The sequence below is a fragment of the Bradyrhizobium ontarionense genome, from assembly GCF_021088345.1.
GTDB classification, from domain to species: domain Bacteria; phylum Pseudomonadota; class Alphaproteobacteria; order Rhizobiales; family Xanthobacteraceae; genus Bradyrhizobium; species Bradyrhizobium ontarionense.
The window spans coordinates 956,298-975,552 of the sequence record NZ_CP088156.1 but is presented as its reverse complement, the minus strand read 5'-3'; the positions used below and the strand labels follow the sequence as shown (position 1 = coordinate 975,552).

At 64.5% G+C, this 19,255-nt stretch carries 19 protein-coding genes; 5 read left to right on the top strand and 14 right to left on the bottom strand.

The genetic code is table 11. The annotated features are described in order from the left end of the window. Positions 1–48 precede the first annotated feature (48 nt). The 6 genes from LQG66_RS04295 to LQG66_RS04270 are packed head-to-tail and all read right to left on the bottom strand — an operon-like array spanning position 49 to position 5,912. Entirely contained in the window at positions 49–1,098 is a 1,050-nt protein-coding gene (locus LQG66_RS04295; RefSeq protein WP_231323759.1) for a LacI family DNA-binding transcriptional regulator, read from the bottom strand. Continuing rightward, positions 1,095–1,739, bottom strand: a complete 645-nt coding sequence (locus LQG66_RS04290; RefSeq protein ID WP_231323756.1) for a ThuA domain-containing protein — start codon at positions 1,737–1,739, stop codon at positions 1,095–1,097. The genes LQG66_RS04295 and LQG66_RS04290 overlap by 4 nt, the downstream gene beginning before the upstream one ends. Positions 1,740–1,749: 10 nt before the next feature. Beyond that, positions 1,750–2,847, bottom strand: coding sequence for a Gfo/Idh/MocA family protein (locus LQG66_RS04285; RefSeq protein ID WP_231323755.1), 1,098 nt, complete (start codon positions 2,845–2,847; stop codon positions 1,750–1,752). Between the two features lie 21 nt (positions 2,848–2,868). Further along, on the bottom strand, positions 2,869–3,717 hold the full coding sequence (locus tag LQG66_RS04280; protein ID WP_231323753.1) for a carbohydrate ABC transporter permease: 849 nt from the start codon (positions 3,715–3,717) through the stop codon (positions 2,869–2,871). Beyond that, on the bottom strand, positions 3,710–4,651 hold the full coding sequence (locus LQG66_RS04275) for a carbohydrate ABC transporter permease (RefSeq protein ID WP_231323751.1): 942 nt from the start codon (positions 4,649–4,651) through the stop codon (positions 3,710–3,712). The genes LQG66_RS04280 and LQG66_RS04275 overlap by 8 nt, the downstream gene beginning before the upstream one ends. A 1-nt stretch (position 4,652) precedes the next feature. Continuing rightward, positions 4,653–5,912, bottom strand: coding sequence for an ABC transporter substrate-binding protein (locus LQG66_RS04270; protein ID WP_231323749.1), 1,260 nt, complete (start codon positions 5,910–5,912; stop codon positions 4,653–4,655). A 163-nt stretch (positions 5,913–6,075) separates the two neighbouring features. Between LQG66_RS04270 and LQG66_RS04265 the strand changes: the two genes are divergently transcribed. Then, positions 6,076–6,834 (top strand): SDR family NAD(P)-dependent oxidoreductase, encoded by a 759-nt coding sequence (locus LQG66_RS04265; RefSeq protein WP_231323747.1) that lies wholly within the window; start codon positions 6,076–6,078, stop codon positions 6,832–6,834. A 111-nt stretch (positions 6,835–6,945) separates the two neighbouring features. Here LQG66_RS04265 and LQG66_RS04260 read toward each other — a convergent pair whose 3' ends face one another. The 7 genes from LQG66_RS04260 to LQG66_RS04230 all read right to left on the bottom strand — a co-directional run bounded on the left by LQG66_RS04260 (position 6,946) and on the right by LQG66_RS04230 (position 12,968). Then, complete coding sequence (locus tag LQG66_RS04260; RefSeq protein WP_231323745.1) at positions 6,946–8,073, bottom strand: RNA ligase; 1,128 nt, start codon at positions 8,071–8,073, stop codon at positions 6,946–6,948. Between the two features lie 40 nt (positions 8,074–8,113). Continuing rightward, complete coding sequence (locus LQG66_RS04255) at positions 8,114–9,340, bottom strand: threonine ammonia-lyase (protein WP_231323743.1); 1,227 nt, start codon at positions 9,338–9,340, stop codon at positions 8,114–8,116. A 120-nt stretch (positions 9,341–9,460) separates the two neighbouring features. Next, positions 9,461–10,453 (bottom strand): N-acetyl-gamma-glutamyl-phosphate reductase, encoded by a 993-nt coding sequence (argC, locus tag LQG66_RS04250; RefSeq protein ID WP_231323740.1) that lies wholly within the window; start codon positions 10,451–10,453, stop codon positions 9,461–9,463. 10 nt (positions 10,454–10,463) lie between these two features. Continuing rightward, entirely contained in the window at positions 10,464–11,114 is a 651-nt protein-coding gene (locus LQG66_RS04245) for an FMN-binding negative transcriptional regulator (RefSeq protein WP_231323738.1), read from the bottom strand. A gap of 239 nt (positions 11,115–11,353) precedes the next feature. Further along, positions 11,354–11,809, bottom strand: coding sequence for a hypothetical protein (locus LQG66_RS04240; RefSeq protein ID WP_231323736.1), 456 nt, complete (start codon positions 11,807–11,809; stop codon positions 11,354–11,356). A 14-nt stretch (positions 11,810–11,823) separates the two neighbouring features. Further along, entirely contained in the window at positions 11,824–12,114 is a 291-nt protein-coding gene (locus LQG66_RS04235) for a hypothetical protein (RefSeq protein WP_231323734.1), read from the bottom strand. Between the two features lie 323 nt (positions 12,115–12,437). Beyond that, positions 12,438–12,968, bottom strand: coding sequence for a DedA family protein (locus LQG66_RS04230; protein ID WP_231327684.1), 531 nt, complete (start codon positions 12,966–12,968; stop codon positions 12,438–12,440). 259 nt (positions 12,969–13,227) lie between these two features. On the opposite strand from LQG66_RS04230, the gene parE reads away from it, so the two are divergent. The 4 genes from parE (at position 13,228) to LQG66_RS04210 (ending at position 17,472) form a co-directional block, all read left to right on the top strand. Next, positions 13,228–15,291, top strand: coding sequence for a DNA topoisomerase IV subunit B (gene parE / locus LQG66_RS04225; RefSeq protein ID WP_231323732.1), 2,064 nt, complete (start codon positions 13,228–13,230; stop codon positions 15,289–15,291). Positions 15,292–15,523: 232 nt separating this feature from the next. Further along, entirely contained in the window at positions 15,524–16,303 is a 780-nt protein-coding gene (locus tag LQG66_RS04220; RefSeq protein WP_231323730.1) for an outer membrane protein, read from the top strand. A 186-nt stretch (positions 16,304–16,489) separates the two neighbouring features. Beyond that, on the top strand, positions 16,490–16,675 hold the full coding sequence (locus LQG66_RS04215; RefSeq protein ID WP_231323728.1) for a hypothetical protein: 186 nt from the start codon (positions 16,490–16,492) through the stop codon (positions 16,673–16,675). Between the two features lie 29 nt (positions 16,676–16,704). Beyond that, positions 16,705–17,472: an SDR family NAD(P)-dependent oxidoreductase gene (locus tag LQG66_RS04210; protein WP_231323726.1), complete on the top strand. Its 768-nt coding sequence runs from the start codon at positions 16,705–16,707 to the stop codon at positions 17,470–17,472. Between the two features lie 9 nt (positions 17,473–17,481). Here LQG66_RS04210 and LQG66_RS04205 read toward each other — a convergent pair whose 3' ends face one another. Then, the gene (locus tag LQG66_RS04205) at positions 17,482–18,981 is read right to left on the bottom strand and encodes a caspase family protein (protein WP_425601286.1); all 1,500 of its coding nucleotides are present in this window, start codon (positions 18,979–18,981) and stop codon (positions 17,482–17,484) included. Between the last annotated feature and the right edge of the window lie 274 nt (positions 18,982–19,255).

Genomic DNA, 19,255 nt, shown 5'->3' with positions numbered 1-19,255 from the left:
GATGTCGCGCCGCGACGTCCTCCACGCCCGCGCTCAGCTCTCGATCAGCTACGGCAGATTGTCCCGCAGAAAGATGTCGATCCGGATGCGCTCCTGGTCGGGACTGATCGGCTCACCCGAGCAATGCGCGAGCAGGACTCGCGCCGCGGACCGCGCCTCGTGGCCGGGATCCTGGTTGATGATGGCATCGAGCGTGCCGCGGACCAGGAAACGGCGCGTGTACTGGGTCAGCTCATGGGTGATCCAGACCACCTCGCGCGCGCGACCCGACGCCTCGATCGCGTCGGCGATGCCACGGTTTCCGGCGCCGCAGCAGTAGATGCCGCGCAGATCGGCATGGCGCGCGAGCAGCGCGGCCGTGAGCTCCCGCGTGAGCTCGCTGTCGTCGCGGCCCTCGATGACCGGCAGCGTGAACAGGTTCGGATACTCGCTGGACAGGATCTGGTGGAAGCCGAACTGCCGCTCGGCGTGATCGCGCAGCGACAACGATCCCGCGATCACGGCAACCGTCCCCTGGCGGCCGGCAAGGAAGCGTCCCATCAGCGTCGCCGCAGTCCGCCCCGCCGCCGGGTTGTCGATACCGACATAGTGCAGACGGCGCGCGCTCGGCGCGTCCGAGACGAGGGTCACCACGGCAACCCCACGCGCGGTGAGTTCATCGATCGCGGCGCGCACCCTGGGATGGTCGAGCGCGATGACGGCCACGCCCTGATAGGCCGGCGACAGGTTCTCCAGCGCGCTAGCCAGCACATCAGGATCGAACACATCGACGTGGAGGATATCGATGAAGCCGCGCTGGCCGGCCAACCACTCCGCAGTGCGTTGCACCTGCTCGGTCAGGTTCGTCATGAAGCTGTTTCTGCCGGTCGGCAGCACGAAGGCGAAGCGAAAACTCTGCCCGCGCGCGAGCCGTGCGGCCGCGACGTCGGCGCGGTAGCCGAGCTTGGCAACGGCGGCCTCCACGCGCGCAATGGTCTTGGCGCGCACGCCCTCGCGCCGGTTGATGACGCGGTCGACGGTGGCGAGCGAAACGCCCGCCGTCCGCGCGACGTCCTCGAGCGTCGCGCGAATTGCGGGCTGGATCGCACCAGTCGTCATTCGCGCGCCGCCCACAGCATGCCGCGGGTCATCAACGTCCGGATCTCCGGCACGTCGAGCTCGTAGGCGCGATGGCCGAGCGAGGAATAGAATACCCTGCCCGCGCCATATCGCTTCTTCCACACCACCGGCATCACCACCCCCTCGATCCAGGATGCGTGCTCGCCGCTGAAGGTCGTGGTCGCCAACACCTCGTTGGCCGGGTCGACATGCATGTAATATTGCTCGGAACGGTGCTCGAAACTCTTCAGCCCCTTCATGATGGGATCGTCCGGCCTGGTCAAGTCGACCTTGTAGTCGATGATGTTGCCGGGATGCGCGACCCACTGCCCACCGCACAGGAACTGGTAGTCGACCGAATCGCGGAAGGCATCGCACATGCCGCCATGATGGCCGGCGAGCCCGACGCCACTGCGCACCGCCGCGCACAGGTTGAGCGCTTCGGCCTTTTCGATCTTAGACATCGTATAGATCGGGATGATCAGCGACAGATCGTGAATCGCGGGATCAGCGAACGCCGACGTCGTGGTCTCGATCCGGACCTCGAAGCCTTCCGCCTTGAGCCAGCCGCGGATCATCGAGGCACAGAGGTCGGGATCATGTCCCGGCCAGCCGCCCCACACAATCATTGCCTTGCGCATGTGTCCGCCCTCAGTCGATCTGTCCGGTTTCGCATCCCACAGGCAGCATCGCCGGCCGCTCGACGCGGCTCTCGATCTTGACGCGCCGGCCTTCGCTGGCGGAGGTCTGGAACGCCTCCATCACCTCCAGCACATGGAACGCGAGCGCGCCGCTGGCACGATGCGGCCGGTTGTTCAGGATCGCGGAGGCCATGTCGGCGACACCGATGGAGCGGAATTCGCCGTCGACATGCGCGTGGGTCAACGGCACTGTCTCCCATTCGCCGCCAGTCTTTGCGACCTGCACCTCGCCGCCGAACCGGTTCGGGTCCGGCACCAGCATGCTGCCCTTGTCGCCGTAGATCTCGATCGGCGCGTGCCGGTGCTTCGGGACATCGAAGCTCATCGTGATCGACACGACCGCTCCGCTCTCGAATTCGAGCGTGCCGGCGACATGGGTCGAGACCTCGACCGGGATCAGCGTGCCACTGTTGGGCTGGCTGGTGACCAGGCGCTCGGATCTCGGGCGCGCCGTCGAGCCCATCACGCTCGCGACCGGACCGAGCAGCTGAACGAGATCGGTAATGTAGTACGGACCCATATCGAGCATCGGCCCGCCGCCGCGCAAATAGTAGAAACCTGGCGCCGGATGCCAGCGCTCATGACCGGGGCAGCCGAAGAACGCGCTGCCCGCCACAGGCGTGCCGATCGCGCCGTCGTCGATCAGCTTACGCGCGGTCTGGTGCCCACCGCCGAGGAACGTGTCTGGCGCGCAGCCGACACGGAGGTTTCTCTCGGCGGCGAGCTCCATCACCTTGCGGGCTTCCGCGACGTCGATGCCGAGCGGCTTCTCGGAATGGACATGCTTGCCGGCATTCAGCACCGCGAGGCTGACATCGGTGTGGGCGAGCGGCACGGTGAGATTGACGACGATCTCGACGTCATCGCGCTTGAGCAGTTGATCGACCCGCATCGCCGGCAGGCCGAAAGCGGCGCCCTGGCGCTCCGCGGCATCGCTGCGCATGTCGGCAAGCGCCTTGATGTCCAGGACGGGGAAACGCTGGGCGGCCTTCAGATAGGCGGTGCTGATGACGCCGCAGCCGATGATTCCGATGCCGACTTTTCTCATTGTGATCTCCGTGGATGCCGTTCATCCTTTGACCGCGCCCGACGTGAGGCCGGCAACGATGTGCTTCTGCGCCAGAAGGAAGAGAATGATCGTCGGCAGGATGGTCAGCGTGATGAAAGCCAGGATCAGATTCCATTCGGACGAATACTCGCCTTGATAGACCATGATGCCGAGCGGCCAGGGGTACAGCGCATCGGTGTTGAGCATCACCAGCGGCAACAGATAGGCGTTCCAGCTGTTGACGAAGGTGATGGTGCCGACGGTGGCCAGAATCGGTCGCGACAGCGGCAGCGTCACGTAGCGGAAGAACTTGATGTAGCTGCAGCCGTCGACCAGCGCCGCTTCGAGCAGCTCATAGGGAATGTCCTTGAAGAAGCGCCGGAGCAGCAACACGCTCATGGCGAGGCTGAAGGCGACCTGCGGCAGCGCAACGCCAAAATAGGTATCGAGCAGTCCGAGATCGCGCACCCTGATGAAGAGCGGCAGCACCGCGGTCGCGGCAGGGAACAGCAGGCCGAGCGTCAAATAGCTCAGCAGCATCGAGCTGCCGTAGAACCTGACATGGGCGAAGGTGAACGCCGCCATCGAGGCGACGATCAAAGTCAATGTCACCGTGAGCGTCGAGATGATCAGCGAGTTGCGCAGCAGCTGCCAGTAGCGACCGGAGAACAGGATGTCGGCATAGTTCTGCCACTCCCAGTGGTCAGGCAGTCCGAATGGATTGACCCGCAACTCGCCGAGCGACTTGAAGCCCCCGAGCAGGGTCGCGAGCAGCGGGACCAGCACGCAGACGGCGACGGCCGCGAGGAACACCGCCTTGAACAACACGGCTGGATCGAATGGCGCGCGGGCGGTCTCGTTGCTAATCATCGCGCATGAACCATCGCTTGTAGGTGAAGGCAAAGGTCACGCAGATCACGAACAGGATGACGCCGATGGCGCTGCCATAGCCGACCCGCATGCGCGAGATGCCGTTGTTGTAGAGGAAGCTCACCATCGTATTCGAGGAATCGGCAGGTCCCCCGCGCGTCAGCGGCATGACGAGGTCGAACAGCTGCAGCGAGCCGACGATGGCGAAGAACACGGAGAGCCGGATCGTCGGAGAGAGCAAGGGGATGACGACGTGGCGCAGGCTCTGCGCCCGCGTCGCGCCGTCGATCCGGGCGGCCTCGATCAGGCTCTTGTCGATGCTCTGGAGCGCTGCGATGAACAGCATCATGTGGAAGCCGAAATATTTCCAGACGATCACGATCAGCACCGCCAGCATCGCCGTGTCGGTCGAGGCCAGCAGATGCGGCGGCTCGGCGCCGAAGCTGCGCCAGATCGAGGCGACGAGGCCGTAATCGCCGTCATAGACGAAGCTGAAGATCAGCCCGGTCGCGATCTCCGCCAGGATATAGGGCATGAAGAACAGCATGCGCAGCGCAATCGCGCCACGAAAGCGTTCCGCAAGCATCAAGGCCAGCGTCAGCGCAAGCGGCAGCTGGATCGCGAGCGAGACCGCGATGATCAGGCCGTTGTTGCGGAGCGCGAGCCAGAACGCGCGCGTCTCCAGCACGAACCGATAATTGTCGAAGCCGATCCAGTTGGTCGGCTTGCCGAAGCCGTTCCAGTTGAAGGCCGAGTACCAGGCGGCCTCGCCGATCGGCAGCACCACGAACAGCGTGAACAGCAGCAGCGCCGGCGGCAGGAACAGGATCAGGACGGTGAAGCGGCCGTCCCAGCTCGGGCCGCGCATCGCGTGCGCGGCGAGTGGTGGCCGCGCAACGTCCAGCGCGGGCGAACTCGCGATCGGCCGCGCCACGTCAGTTGCCCTGCTTCCGCGCGGCCTCGATCGCCTTGGCGGCGTCCTGCGGGCTCATGCTGCCGCCGGCGATCTCCGCGGTGACGTCGTTGACGACACGACCGACCGAGGGGCCGAGGCTCTGATCGTAGAAGTTCTGGTGATAGTTCGATTTCGCCAGATTGGCCGCGATCAGCTTCATGAAGGAATTGTTGAGTCCGGCGTCCGCGCCCTGCACCACCGGGATGATGAAGTTGCCGGCCGCAAGCCGCGTCTGCACGTCCTTCGAGATGAAATATTTCAGGAAATCGACCGCCTCCTTCGGCGAGCCCTTGGTGACCAGCCAGCCGGTGATGCCGCCCAGCGTATCCGTGGGCGAACCCTTGCCGCCGACCACGGTCGGGAAATCGAACCAGCAGATCTTGTCTTCGCTCAATCCGACCTTGTCGGCGGCAAGCGCGCGCTGCAGATTGTAGACTGAGCTGATCGCGAGCGTCATTGCGGCCTTGCCGTCGCCGAAATAACCGACGGCCTGCGGATTCTTGAAGCCGAGAAAACCGTTCTGGAACGGCTGGAGATCGACGAGTTGCTTGAACAACTCGCCGGATTTCTGAAAGGTCTCGCCGGCGAAGCCGCCATTCTCGCCGCGCAATGCTGCCTCGAACGCCGGCTTGCCGCCGATGCGCACCGCAAGATGCGTCCAGTAGAAGTGCAGCGGCCATTTGTCGGCGCCGCCGACCACGATCGGCGTCACGCCGGCGGCTTTCAACGTCTTCACGGCGCTCAGCAGATCGTCCCAGCTCTTGATGGCGGCGGGATCGACCTTCGCCTTGGCCATCAGCTCCTTGTTGCAGAGAAAGCCGACCTGGGAGAGCGAGATCGGCAGGCCGTAAACCCGGCCATTGTCGGTGAATGCCGCGAGCGCCGCCGGTGTCAGGCTGTCGCTGTAGCCCTTCACCTGATCGGTGATGTCCTCGAGGACGCCGGCCTCGATTTGCGTCTTCAACACGCCGCCGGCCCAGCTGTAGATGATGTTCGGCCGATCCTTCGATTGCAGGATGGTCGGCAGCTTGGCCTTGTAGGCCTCGTTCTCGAGGAACTGCATCTCGACCTTGACGCCCGGATGCGACGCCTCATAGGCACGGGCCACTTCCTCCCAGATCTTGACCTGTGCCGGATTGACCTCGAGGTGCAGCCACTTCACCGTGGTGTCAGCCGCAGCGGCGCTGGCCCAAAGCAGGCATGCGGTAGCGGCGAGGCCCAGCTTCGCGAGCAATCTCATCACAGTCCTCCCAACCGGCTTCTTTTGTTGACGGTAATCCTGTCCTCAATTTCTGAGGTGCGCAACCAAAATTCTGACCTATACACCTCACGCTCGAGGCGACTAACCTCTGGGGACGAGTTGGGCAGCGCGTCGCCCGCGAGACAACATCGGGGAGATACCCATGGCCGCCACCTATTCCGATCTCGCGAGCAAGGTCGTTCTCGTGACCGGCGGTGCATCGGGAATAGGCGCTGCGATCGTGCGGCGATTTGCGCAGCAGGGATCCAATGTCGTGTTCTTCGACATCAAGGCCGATGAAGGCCGACGTCTGGAACGCGAGCTGTCGGATCGAGGTCTCAGCGCGCAGTTCCAGTACGTCGACCTCACCGACACCGCCGCGTTGCGCGCCGGCGTCGCCGAGGCACACAGCACGCACGGCGCGATCAACATCCTCATCAACAATGCCGCCAATGACGAACGGCACAGCACCGATGAGATGACGCCGGAGTATTGGGACGACCGCGTTGCGGTCAACCTGAAGCACCAGTTCTTCGCCGCGCAAGCCGTATTGCCGGACATGAAGGCCGCGAATGCCGGCGTCATCATCAATTTCGGCTCAATATCGTGGATGGCTGGACAAGGCGGCATGGCCGCCTACACGGCCAGCAAGTCAGCCGTGATCGGTCTCACGCGCTCGCTGGCACGCGATTACGGTCCCTACAATATCCGCGTCAACGCGATCGCGCCGGGATGGATCATGACCGAGCGCCAGCTCGAGAAATGGATGACCCCGCAGGGCGAGGTCGAGCTCATGCAGCGGCAATGCCTGAAGCGGAAGCTCATTCCCGACGAGGTGGCGAAGTTCACCGTCTTCCTCGCCTCCGATGAGGCCTCGGCCTGCACCGCTCAGCACTACATCGTGGACGGCGGTTGGGTGTGAGACGCACGGGGGGGTCGCCGTCCCCCCCAGCGGCAGTCCGACGTCTCGCGGCGCGCTCCCTCAGGTGCAGCGCGCCTTGAAGCCGCCCGGCGGCGGAGTCACCGTCGGCGCTCAGCCATCGAGGGCATCGATCAACGTCTCGTCCACCAGCGCGCGCAGGCTAAAATCGTCCTTCAGCCGTGTGCGTCCGTACCATTCGAGCAAGGTCACCTCCTTGCCGAGGTAGCGCTGCATCGCCAGACCGAACAACGGATGATCCTTGTTGGCGATCGCAAAGCTCTTGCGGTCGAGATCGCGGCCCCGCTCCCAGATGGCCTCGATCTCATCCACAAATCCGGAGAGCATGCGCTTCAGCCGCGCCTCAACCTCGTTCACGGCCGCAAGGTCGATGCCAGCCTCGACCAGCGCGCCCTTCACGTCGTCCAGCTCCTCGTTGAGCGCCAACCAGGCGATGTCGCGCTCGCGAAGGAACGAGAGACTGCGATGGATGCGCAGGTACCAGGGGCACTTGATCTTGACCATGTCGCCATTGGCGAACTGGATGACGTAGCCCTCCCTGCCCTGCATGTCGGCGAGCGAGTCGATCGCGGCTGAAAGCGACAAGCCGTCGAAGCGATGGACCAGCGGAATGCCGTGGCCCGCGATCAGGTCATGAACGACATGACCTCTGTCCAGCATGACATACTGGCCGGTGACGTTGTCCCGCACATGCAGCAGTCGCAGCTCAGGCTGCTCCTGCGCGACGACGATCCGGGCGTCCGGATGCGTGAGCTCGAAGATCGCCGTCAGGCCGGCGCTCGCGACCTCCCAGGCGAAGGCGTTGATGCCGCTATGCTCCGGCTGATCCAGCAACTGCGTCGCCAGATTGACGACCTCCGAGTTGAAGGACTTCTTCGATCGCCATTTCAGCTCGCCCTCGACCCAGGCGGTAGCGACCATGCTGCCGTCGAGCTTGTCGTAGATCGCGACGATGTCGTCGCGCAAGACCAGACGGTCCGGCGCCAGCCACTCCTTCTCGCCGGCATTGAAGAACTTGTGCAGCGGCCGCGATACGACGCGGCCCTCGCGATCGAACGCAATCCCGCGGCATTCCAAAGCCTCGGGGGAGTCGAAGGTCTTGGAATCCATGAACAGGTAGCAGCCGAGCGTGATGCCATTGGGCTGCGAGAGGAAGCGAATCTCCTTCTTTCCCGCGACGGCAGGCTCGACGTCGGAGATATGCTGAATGACCTTGAACATCGGAAGCGATCCAAACGAGTTATTCGGTACACACCATCTGTCAGGTGCAGCGCGCCTTGAAATTGGCTGAAGCGAGCTTCGCCATGACGTCGTTCAGATGCGCATGGTCGCGCGTTTCGATCACCAGCTCCAGCAGCGTCGCCTTCGCCGGCAGGTCCGAGAACGTGCGCTGGTGCGACACCTCGATGATGTTGGCGCCGGCATCGCCGAGCAGCGTCGACACGGCCGCGAGCTGTCCCGGGCGATCGACGATGTCGATCGACAGCTGCGTCAGCCGTCCCTCGCGGGCGAGCTCGCGGGTCAGCACCGAAGCGATGAGCCGCGTATCGATGTTGCCGCCGCTCAGCACCAGCCCGACATTGCGCCCCGCGAAGTCGCCGGGGTGTGCGAGCACCGCGGCGAGGCCGACGGCACCGGCGCCTTCGACCACGGTCTTCTCGATCGAGATCAGCGTTGCCAGCGCGCGCTCGATCTGCGGCTCGGTGACGAGCAGAACGTCGTCGACGAGATGGCGGATGATCTCGGTCGTGATCCGGCCCGGCGATTTCACCGCGATGCCCTCGGCTAGCGTATCGCCACGCATCGGCAGCTGAGCGCCACGGACGGCGTTGTACATCGACGGGTAGAGCTCGGCCTGAACGCCGACGATGCGTAAGGACGGCTTGAGCGCGCGCGCTACAACCGCCATGCCCGAGATCAGGCCGCCGCCGCCGATCGGCACGACCAGCGTGTCGAGAGCCGGCACCGCCGCGAGCATCTCCAGCGCGACGGTGCCCTGCCCTGCGATGATCAGCGGATCGTCGTAAGGGTGGATCATGGTCATACCGTGCGCCGCGCCGTGCTCGCGGGCGAACGCGCCGGCCTCCTCCAGGGTCGCGCCGGAGATGACCACCTCGGCGCCGTGCCGGCGGGTGTTCTCGACCTTCACCATCGGCGTGCCCACGGGCATCACGATGGTGGCGGGGATGCCGAGACGCCTCGCATTATAGGCCACGCCCTGCGCGTGGTTGCCGGCGGACATCGCGATCACGCCGCGCTCTCTCTGCTCGGCAGACAGTGCGTTCAGCCGGTTCAACGCGCCGCGCTCCTTGAACGAGGAGGTGAACTGCAGGTTTTCGAATTTCAGCCAGATGTTGCAGCCGCAGATCTCGCCCAAGGTTCGGCTCTGGTTGCAGGCAGTCGCGAGCACCGCGCCGCCGATCGTCTCGGCCGCAGCACGCACGGCATTCAAGGTGACGGGCAGTTCGTTCAGGTCATAAGCGGTCATGGGTCTGCCCATCGATGTCTGACGTGCGTCGTTGCACGGCGCGGCCGGCGGAAGCCGGCCGTCGCATGGTGTTGCCGATCGAGACGGCCGCTTCTGCGGCCGGATAGATCCTGACCGATTTCAGGTCCCGAGGTCGGGAAGCCCGAGCATCAGCCGCATGTTCTGCACGGCCGCGCCAGAGGCGCCCTTGCCGAGATTGTCGAGCCGCGCGACCAGCACCGCCTGATGATGCTTGTCGCTGGCGAACACGTAGAGCTCGAGCTTGTTGGTCTCGTTGAGCGCCTCAGGTTCGAGCCGGCCACTCTCGGCGACCGTTCCATCGAGCGGCATCACCGATACATATTTGCTGCCGGCATAACGGTTCGCCAATGCCGCCTGCAGGTCCGCCCCGGTCGGCTTGCCCGACAGCGTGTCGAGCTGCAGCGGCACCGAGACCAGCATGCCCTGACGGTAGTTGCCGACGGAGGGAATGAAGATCGGCCGCCGCGTCAGCTTCGAATAGAGCTGCAGCTCCGGCAGGTGCTTGTGCTCGAAACCAAGACCGTAGAGCTCGAACGCCGGCGCCGTGCCGTTCTCGTAGGCGGCGATCATCGTCTTGCCGCCGCCGGAATAGCCGCTCACCGCGTTCACGGTGACCGGATAGTCCTGCGGCAGCAGGCCGGCATCGACCAGCGGCCGCAGCAGCGCAATGCCGCCGGTCGGGTAGCAGCCGGGATTGGAGACCTTGCGTGCGTTGCTGATCTTGTCAGCCTGATCGGGGGCAAGCTCGGGAAAGCCATAGGCCCAGTCCGGCGCAACCCGGAATGCCGTCGATGCATCCAGCACCTTGGGCGCGGCATTGCCCATGCCGTCAATCAGCGCGACCGTTTCCTTTGCGGCCTCGTCGGGCAGACAGAGGATGACGAGGTCGACCTCCGCCATCAGCGCCCGCTTGGCCGCCGGATCCTTCCGCTTGTCCTCGGCGATGGTCTTGACGGCGATATCCGGCTGGTGCCGGAGCCGCTCGGCGATACCGAGCCCGGTCGTACCGGAGCCGCCGTCGACGAACACGGAGCGCGTCGGAGCGCCGGCTGCATTTTGAGCTTTCGGCAAGTTGCTGTCGATCACGGTCATCACACGCTCCTTAGGTCGGGGTTTCGCCGGCAAAGGCCTGAGGCCGCGCCTGCCGCATGAGAGAGGCAATTTGTTGCGAGCCGATGTCGGACTGCTCGCCAAGCCTGGTCGCGACTGCCGCGTAGTCGGCCTCGGACTTGTGCTGGTTGAGCTTGAAGCTGCCTTCGACCTCGTCGATCGTCATCACGACGCCCACGATCGCCTTGCGCATCGCCTCCAGGCGGCCGGCGGTCATCTTGTCGGAGGTCCACGGCTTTTTCGGCAACAGCCACTGCTCGAACTTGGCACTCACCGTATCCACCTGCAACGCGAGCTCCGCCTCGGACAGGACCCGTGCGGTGCCGGTCAGATGAACCGCCTGATAGAGCCAGGTCGGCACCTGGTCTGGCGATACGTACCAGTCGGCCGACACATAGGCATCGGCGCCGTTGACGGCGAGCAGCCACGACGTCGAGCCATCGGCAAGCCTGGCCAGCGGATTGCCGCGCGCGACATGCAAGAACGCCTGCGGCGTGCCGTCGTTCAGCGCGCCCAGATGAAACGGCACCGAGGACGCGATCGGCTTGCTCCCGTCCCACGCACAGACCGTACCGAAGCCGCGCGCCTCCGCAAAGCCGAGGCTCGCGGCGCGATCAGGCTTGAAGGGCGGAGGCGTGTACATCGGAAACTCCTGCTGGACGAAGGAGCCGCCTGATCAATCACGCTGCAAGGGGGGAGATTGCCGCGGGACCGGATCCGGCGGCAGGGGCTGTGATCTAGACGCAGATCATCGCCCACACCGCGAGGGTACGGCGGCGTACAATGGCGAACATATTGGTCGCTGCGTTGATCATGGGCGCAGGCCTATAAGGCCGGAACCGTCGCTCGTCAAGAGAGCCAGACCGTTGCGAGCCCAAGCGTTCAGGGCCCCGGGCCAGTGGCGACGGCCCATGCGGACAGCAAAGTCAGCAGAATGGCCAGCAGGAACCAGATCGCCGCCGCGAAGCAAAACACCTGCTTGGCGTAGAACATCGCAAAACGCAGCCGGTAGCGCAGCGATGAGACATCGTACTCGTTGGCAGCGTTCGGATCCGCCTCGATTGCGCGGAGCGTGCCCAGGCTGGAGAAATATCCGAACAGGAATTGCAGCCAGTCGCTCAGGATCGCGCAGAGCGCCAGGAAAATCGGACCGAGCAAATTCACTGCGGGAACCTTGATACCCCCGGTTTTGGGCAGTTCTCCGATGATGAAGGCCCAGCAAAGCGCGACGATCCCCAGCGATATGACGCGGGATCGATCGGTAAGCGCAGCCGTCGTGATGTCGAGGTCGTCGCTGACCCTCTTGCGAAAATCCTTGCGGTCACTCGCTGTCGTCATGTCGGCGTGCCCGCTCAACTGCCGCTTTTGCCACTCCCAGGCGCCGGCCGGCCGATCGCCGCGTTGAGCTCGAGATCGTCGGTCAACGCATCCGTCGACAAGGCCAAGCGTGTGCTGAACGGCCCCAGCTTCCTGATGCCGGCGCTGAGCGCCTCCGAACTGGCGCCCTTGCGCGAGGCTTGCTTGATCACATCGATCAGCTGGTCGTAGGCGATGAGCGCTTCATCCTTGTCTGCATCCGACAGGCGCTCGACGGGATTGATCTGCAGAATCTCTTTCAGGAGATGGGCGTGCTTTCCCTGCATCGCCTCCCTGCCCTGCAGCAGCTTCTTCGATATCTCGACAGGGACGAGCGGGCCAGGCCACCTGCTGCGCGGGCCCGGCCATTCGCTCCGCGGACCGGGATATTGGCTCGTTTGGCCGGGTCCGATCCGAGGGCCAGGATAAGAGCTGCCGGCCTGTCCCTTTTCGCCCTTGCCGCGACGACCTTGAGGCTTGCGCATGGTCCGTGCTCGCATGGCGCATCGAGAGGCTGCGGAGCTTCACAGATCCCTCCTCGCCCGTCAACCGGAGCGAGTAGCGGGACGATTCAGCACCTTCGAGGACGGCCGGACGCCATGGCACCGGTTCAGACCGCGCGCCACAGCCATTCCACGATCCGCCCGATCACATCACCGAACAGCAGCAGCGCCGCTGACCAGACCAGCGCCGAGACGAAATTGGCGACCTGGAACTGGAGGTAGGGCATCTCGAAGATGCCGGCGGCCAGCGGCACGGAGGCGCGCAGCGGCCCGAAGAACCGGCCGATGAAGATGCTCGGGACCCCCCAGTCGCGTACGAACGCCTCTCCGCGCAGGAGGATTTCAGGAAAGCGGGACAAGGGCCACATCCTGGCCACCCGGTCCTTGTAGCGGTAGCCGAACCAGTAGGAGACCCAGTCGCCCAGCGCCGCTCCGACGCCGCCGGCCAGCCAGACCGGCCAAAAGCTGATTCCGGTCACGCCGATCAGCGCGCCGATAGCCACCAGGGCACCCCAGGCCGGGATCAGGAGCGAGATGAAGGCCAGCGACTCGCCAAAGGCGAGCAGCAGGACGATCGGTGCAGCCCAGGCCTGATGGTCGCGCACGAAATCAGCAACCGCGCGACCAAAATCTTCCATCTGCTCGATGCCTTTCCCGCCCCGAAGCCTAAGTGCTTGATGGCTTTCACGGTTCCTTGCGTTCGACTGGTACGCCACGGAGCCGGCAGACTTCAAGTCACAACAACCGGCTGTAGCGCGTGAACAAGCCGGGGGACCCCGTCTCGGGAGACGCCTCGGGAAGGCCCCGTCCTGGCGAGGGTCATTGTTTTATGCCGGTCCATGGCATAGTCAGACTCAACGATTCGTTCCCTCTTGCGCAAGCGCAACATCAGATTCCATGGGCAAGCCATTGAAATCAGCTGCAAAAGCCAAACCCAAGGGCGTCAGCGACCCGTTGGCGGCGTTCGCCGCCAAGGGCAAGGCTCCCGCCAAAGCCGCCGCTCGCGCGGCAAGTCCCGAGGGCGATTATACCGCCCGTGACATCGAGGTCCTCGAGGGCCTGGAGCCGGTGCGCCGCCGTCCCGGCATGTATATCGGCGGCACCGACGAGAAGGCGCTGCACCACCTGTTCGCCGAGGTCATCGACAACTCGATGGACGAGGCGCTGGCCGGTCACGCCACCTTCATCGAGGTCGAGCTGGACACCGAGGGCTTCCTGACCGTGACCGACAACGGCCGCGGCATCCCTATTGATCCCCACCCCAAATTCCCGAAGAAGTCGGCGCTCGAGATCATCATGTGCACCCTGCACGCGGGCGGCAAGTTCGACTCCAAGGTCTACGAGACCTCGGGCGGCCTGCACGGCGTCGGCATCTCCGTGGTGAACGCGCTGTCGACCCGGCTCGAGGTCGAGGTCGCGCGCAACCAGAAACTCTACCGCATGATCTTCGAGCGCGGCCATCCGAAGGGCAAGCTCGAGGAGATCGGCAAGGTCGCCAATCGCCGCGGCACCAGGGTGCGCTTCCAGCCCGATCCGACCATCTTCGGCGCCAAGGCTACGTTCAAGCCGCAGCGCCTGTTCAAGATGGCGCGCTCCAAGGCCTATCTGTTCGGCGGCGTCGAGATCCGCTGGAAGTGCGATCCCGCGCTGCTGAAGGGCATCGAGGACGTCCAGCCCGAGGCGACCTTCCACTTCCCCGGCGGCCTCAAGGACTATCTCGCCGCGGCGATCCACGCCGACACGCTGGTCCATCCCGACATCTTCGCCGGCAAGTCCGGCCGCACCGGCGGCCATGGCGGCTGCGAATGGGCTGTCGCCTGGACCGCCGATGCCGACGGCTTCCTGTCCTCGTACTGCAACACGATCCCGACACCAGATGGCGGCACCCATGAAGCGGGCATTCGCAGCGCCCTGCTCCGCGGCCTGAAGGACCACGCCGAGCGCGTCGGCCAGGGCAAGCGCTCGGCCAGCATCACGTCCGAGGACATCATGGCGGGCGCCGCCATCATGATGTCGGTGTTCGTGCGCGAGCCGGAATTCCAGGGCCAGACCAAGGACCGCCTCGCCACTGCGGAGGCGCAGCGCATCGTCGAACAGGCCGTCAAGGACCCGTTCGATCATTGGCTGTCCGGCAACCCGGTGCAGGCGAATCGGCTGCTCGACTTCGTCATCGAGCGCGCCGAGGACCGCATCCGCCGCCGTCAGGAAAAGGAAACGGCGCGCAAGACCGCGACCAAGAAGCTGCGCCTGCCCGGCAAGCTCGCCGACTGCACCGATGCCGGCACCGAGGGCTCCGAGCTCTTCATCGTCGAGGGCGATTCGGCCGGCGGCAGCGCCAAGCAGGCGCGCGACCGCAAGAAGCAGGCGGTGCTGCCGCTGCGCGGCAAGATCCTCAACGTGGCCTCGGCCGGCAAGGACAAGCTCACCGCAAATGCTCAGCTCGCCGACCTCGTGATGGCGATCGGCGCCGGCACCGGCCCGTCCTATCGGGAAGAGGATCTGCGCTACCAGCGCATCATCATCATGACCGACGCCGATGTCGACGGCGCCCACATCGCCTCGCTGCTGATCACCTTCTTCTACCGGCAGATGAGGCCGCTGATCGACGAAGGTCATCTCTACCTCGCCGTGCCGCCGCTCTATCGGCTGACCCATGGCAGCAAGACGTTCTACGCCCGCGACGATGCCGACCGGGACGCCCTGCTGAAGCGCGAGTTCAACGCCAATGCCAAGGTCGAGATCGGCCGCTTCAAAGGCCTCGGCGAGATGATGCCGGCACAGCTGAAGGAAACCACCATGGATCCGGCCAAGCGCACCTTGCTGCGCGTGGTGCTGCTGGCCGAGGATCGCGACGGTACGGCGGACTCGGTCGAGCGGCTGATGGGGACCAAGGCCGAAGCCCGATTCTCCTTCATCTCCGAAAAGGCCGAATTCGCCAGTGACGAGCTACTCGACGTCTAGCTTTTGACCTGGCTCAAGCACTGATTGCAGGTTCCACGCGCTCGCGTGGAACCTGTTTCATTTGAAGTTACAACGACTTGCCGGAGACGCGGGGCTCGCAAACCTACTTTGCCTTGCGGTGTGTTCAACGTGCAACAGCTTTTGGGCGGCAATCGGCTATAGTTTGGCCACATCGGGCGAGGGAATCGCCACCGGCTACCACTGCCGACGACGCTCTTTGGGGATTTTGACAATGAAAAAGCTTTTGCTCGCTCTGACCGCAGTGGTGGCAATGACCGGTGTCGCGTCTGCTGCTGATCTCGCTGCAAGGCCCTACGTCAAGGCTCCGATGGCGCCGGTCGCCCCGAGCTGGACCGGCTTCTACATCTTCGGCGGTGCTGGTGGCGGCATCTGGGATGCCGACTCGAACAGCAACCGCACCGGGTTCGCATCGACGGTCAATCAGCGCGTTGGCGGCGACGGCTGGTATGGCACGGCCGGTATCGGATACGACTGGCAGGCTACCCCCAGCTGGGTGATTGGCGTCTTCGGTGATGGCCAGTTCGGCAGCCTGCGCGGAGACATTCAGGACCAGTTCGCTGCCTTCACCGGCCGCATCAAGCTGCAGGACAGCTGGGCTGGCGGCGTGCGCGTCGGCTATCTGGTTGCTCCCAACGTTCTGTCCTACGTCAACGGTGGTTACTCTGGATCGCACTGGTCTGGCACCACTCTGAACTCGGCATTCACCGGCGCAGCGTCGGGCTTCCACACCGACTCCTTCAACCGCAATGGCTGGTTCATTGGCGGTGGTGTCGAGAACAACCTGAACATCTTCGGTATCTCGGCCCCCGGCTGGTTCATGAAGACGGAATATCGCACGGCCTTCTACGGCAAGAAGGATATCGCCGTGCGCTTCGATGGCACCAATGCTCTGAGCACGGACTCCGTCACCTTCAAGCCTTGGGTCCAGACCATCAGCACCTCGCTGGTCTACCGCTTCAACTGGACCGGCCCGGTGGTTGCCAAGTACTGAGCAGTCCCCACTCGGCATTCTCGAATCTGCTGCGAAAAGCCCCGGTTGATCCGGGGCTTTTTGTTTTAGGTCCCAAAGTTCCGGCTCTGGTCATCGCGCCCGTCCGTCGCTACCCTTCTCTCCACAAAAAAGACGGCAGCGGCGTCTCCGATGCTGTGAAGCCAGTCGACGAGGGAGGGAACGGGCATGCGGAGGTTCTTGATGATCGGCGGCCTGTTCGTGCTCGCCATCGGCCTGCTCTGGGTCGGTCAGGGCACCGGCGTGGTGCCTTGGCCGCGCGCGAGCTTCATGATCAACCAGCTGCAATGGGCCGGCTATGGCGTCGGCATGGGCGCGCTTGGCCTGGTGATGATCTGGCAGGGCACCTGCTGACCTCTTTCGGATAGATTTGGAGACTACGCATGGCAGGCCCTTTCGACCTCCGCGGCAAGGTTGCGATCGTCACTGGCGGCAATGGCGGCATCGGCTTGGGCATGGCGCACGGGCTCGCCGACGCGGGCGCTGACATCGCCGTGGTCGGCCGCAACGAGGCCAAGTCGAAGGCGGCCGTAGCCGATCTCACCGGCCGCGGCGTGCGCGCCATCGCCGTCACGGCTGATGTCAGCGACAAGGGCGACGTCGCGGCGATGGTCGAACGGGTCGTAGGCAACCTCGGCCGAATCGACATCCTCATCAACAACGCCGGCATGAGCATCCGCAAGCCACCGCATCTGCTCGAGCTCGAGGAATGGCGCGAGGTGATCGACACCAATCTCACCAGCGCCTTCCTGTGCTCGAAGGCCGCCTACCCGGCCCTCAAATCCGCAGGCCGCGGCAAGATCATCAACATCGGCTCGATGCTGTCGATCTTCGGCGCCAGCTTCGCGCCCGCCTACGCGGCGAGCAAAGGCGGCATCGTCCAATACACGCGCGCCTGTGCCTGCGCCTGGGCGCCTGACAACATCCAGGTCAACGCCATTTTGCCGGGTTGGATCGACACCGATCTTACGCGTGCCGCCCGTAAGCAGATCGATGGCCTGCATGACCGCGTGCTTGCGCGCACGCCCGCCGGGCGATGGGGCGACATCGGCGACTTCGCGGGCATCGCCACGTTCTTAAGCTCATCGGCGTCGGACTTTGTCACGGGCACCGCGATTCCGGTCGACGGCGGCTATTCCGTGATGGCGTGAGCCAGCCCGTCAGCGCCGAAAGCTCTTGATCTCCGACACGCTGCCGTCGCGATAGGTCAGCTCGACCGAGATGAACTGGGTCGACGGCGGCAGCTTGAGATAGGGCGTGGCGTTGGAGGGAATCGAAATCGGATCGCGCATGTCGCAGCCCGGCATGTTCAGCACCTTGTCGGGGACCGCGGTATCGATGCCGATGCGCACCTCGCGAATCGCGCAGCGATACGACATCAGATGCGTGTAGTAGACCAGGAGACCATTGAACTCGCGGAACGACAGCCAGCTGGTCGCCGTCATGTCGAGGATCTTGCGCTGGTCACGGACCAGCGCGGCTTCCGGTTCGAACCTGATCGGAAACGGTCCCTGCATCTCGCCGCCGGCGTCGACATAGCGCAGCTGGATCGTCCCGGCCGGCGCGTCCGCGGGCAGCTGGATCGAGGGATTCGGCATGCGCTTGCGGGTGCGCGGATCGAGCACGTCCATGAAGCCGGTTTCGCGGAAATCTCCGGCGTCGCCCATGCGCCAGGAAATACCAAGTGTCGGATCGGCGATCGAGAACGTGACGGTCCAGCCGCCATTATGGCGCGAGAACATCGCGATCGGCGCGTTCAGCGTCTCGTTGGCCGGCGGGATGCGCGGGGCGGAGACCGGCGGCAGCGCGGCGAGTTTTGCAGGCGGCGGATCGGAGGGCCGGGTCCCCTCGGCCTGCGGCTTGACGGCACCGTTGAGAAAAACGTCATCCACCATCTGGTCGAAATAGACCGGGATCTGCTTGTGACGGACGGTCTCGGCGAGTTCGCTGACCACGCGCCGCGTGCGCTGCGCGACCTGCACCAGGTTGACGCCGGGCTGCGTCAGCTCCTTGGCGAAGGTGCGCGTGAACACGGAGTTGGGGTTGGCGTCCTCATTCGACAGCCGGTCGAGCGCCGTCTGCCGCGGCCCCGCCGAGAAGACCGAGAACACGCCTTCAGGCAATTGGGTCATCGGCGCGAGGCCACCGCCGCCGGCCACCGCACGCGTGCCCGCGCGCTCGAACGGATTGTTGCGGCAGGCATCGAAGACCAGGATCGAGGTCCGCGCCTTCTTGTTCTGCAGCCGCTCGATGACGCGGTCGGCGAGAATCGAGGCGTCGCGCACCAGCTCTTCCTGTCCTTCGATCGCGGCCGGCACATCGGTCGGCAGCAGGAAGTTCTGGCCCGCGATCTCGAAGCCATGGCCTGCATAGAAGAAGAAGGCGGTGTCACCGGGCTCGACCGCGTTGTCGAAGGCGAGCAGGGTCTGGCTGAATTGCTGGCGGTTGAGGTTTTCAGCGACCATCACGCTGAAGCCGAGCTGCTTCAGCGTATCGCCCATGGTGCGGGCATCGTTCACGGCCTTCTGCAGCTTGGGAACGTATCTGTAGTCATTGTTGCCGACGACGAGCGCAACGCGCTTCTCAGCATGAGCTGCCGGCGCCAACAACATCACCAGGATGGCCAGTCCGCTTGCCAACCATATCCGCATCGATGCCATGATCCGTCCCTGCTCTGCTGCGTCCGTGAAGCCGTCGCCACCACCGACCAGTCCTGCGATAGTCGGCCTCGTCGGGCCACTGGTTCACGCAAGGCGTTTGCGCCTCGTTGCAGCCCGCTGAGGCGCCCGACGACAGGCCACAATTCCGACGACAATTCGACGGGACGCTCCCGGTCGGGACCAGCCGTGCGGGCGTTCGGGCCGTCCGAAATGCGACGGCTCTACGACGAGTTGCCCGCAAATAATGCAAAAACGTTAAGCTTTTTCAGGACTT